The following is a 1,304-nucleotide window of genomic DNA, read 5'->3' as shown; positions in this document are numbered from 1 at the left end:
CATCCGCGCGACCGCGTCCGGCGGGTCCTGCTCCAGTCCGAAGGTGAGCGCCAGGTAGAACATCAGCTCGGAGTCCGTCGATCCCTCGATGGAGAGGAAGAGCTCCGGGTCGACGGCCAGGGCGAGGTCGCGCCGGATGCGGTCGAAGCCGGCGATCGCGCCGTTGTGCATCCACATCCAGCGGCCGTGACGGAACGGGTGGCAGTTGGTCTCCTGCACCGACGAGCCGGTCGACGCCCGGATGTGGGCGAAGAACAGGGGCGAGCGGACATGGCCGGCGATCTCCCGCAGGTTGCGGTTGCTCCAGGCCGGACCGATGTCCCGGACGACCGCCGGGGTGTCGGTGCGGGGCCCGTACCAGCCCACCCCGAACCCGTCGCCGTTGGTCGTCTCGACGCCCAGTTCGGAGTGCAGGCTCTGGTCGATCAGCGAGTGCTTCGGCCGGTAGAGGAGGCTGTCGAGCAGGACGGGGGTGCCCGAGTAGGCGAGCCACCGGCACATCGTCCACCGCCTTCCCGGTCGCGGTCCCTCTCCCCCTCAGGATCCCAGCCCTCCCGCACGGGCGCGCTGCGAGAGCCGCGGGAACCGCGGGGCGGGCGGGTGCCGTGCCCCGGACACCCGGCCTCCGGTTCGGCTACCGTCGACGGCATGAGCGGTACCCCGTCCCTCGCCGACGCCCTCGCCGAGGGCACCGTCGTCCTCGACGGCGGCCTGTCCGACCGGCTCGCGGCGGCCGGCCACGACCTGAGCGACGAGCTGTGGTCGGCGCGGCTGCTCGCCGAGGACCCCGGGGCGATCACCGAGGCCCACCTCTCCTACTTCGAGGCGGGCGCGGACGTGGCGATCACCGCCAGCTACCAGGCCACCTTCGAGGGCTTCGCGCGACGCGGCATCGGCCGTGACCGGGTCGCCGCCCTGCTCGCCCTGAGCGTCGGGGCGGCCCGGACCGCGGCCCGGCGGGCCCGGACGGCCCGCCCCCTGTGGGTGGCGGCGTCCGTCGGCCCTTACGGCGCGATGCTCGCCGACGGCTCCGAGTACCGGGGCCGGTACGGCCTGACCGTGGCCGAGCTGGAGCGCTTCCACCGTCCCCGCATGGAGGCCCTGGCCGCCGCGGAACCCGACATCCTCGCCCTGGAGACGATCCCGGACACCGACGAGGCGGAGGCCCTGCTGCGGATCCTGCCCGGCCTCGGCATCCCGGCCTGGCTGTCCTACTCGGTGACGGGCGACCGCACCCGCGCGGGCCGGCCCCTGTCCGACGCCTTCGCGCTCGCCGCCGGCGTGGACGAGGTCGTCGCCGTCGG

Annotated in this window: 2 protein-coding genes; one reads left to right on the top strand and one right to left on the bottom strand. The window is 74.5% G+C overall.

Annotated elements, in window-relative coordinates; genetic code table 11:
- Positions 1-501: class II glutamine amidotransferase (locus AOK18_RS21575; RefSeq protein ID WP_139058543.1), on the bottom strand; the 501-nt coding region annotated here is incomplete at its 3' end.
- A gap of 147 nt (positions 502-648) precedes the next feature.
- Between AOK18_RS21575 and mmuM the strand changes: the two genes are divergently transcribed.
- The coding region (gene mmuM, locus AOK18_RS21570; RefSeq protein ID WP_055695426.1) for a homocysteine S-methyltransferase at positions 649-1,304 on the top strand (656 nt) is incomplete at its 3' end.

Origin of the sequence: Streptomyces prasinopilosus (assembly GCF_001419695.1) — a bacterium.
Classification (GTDB): Bacteria; Actinomycetota; Actinomycetes; order Streptomycetales; family Streptomycetaceae; genus Streptomyces; species Streptomyces prasinopilosus.
Note: the sequence above shows the minus strand (reverse complement) of the source record. Positions and strands in the feature narration are given on the sequence as shown.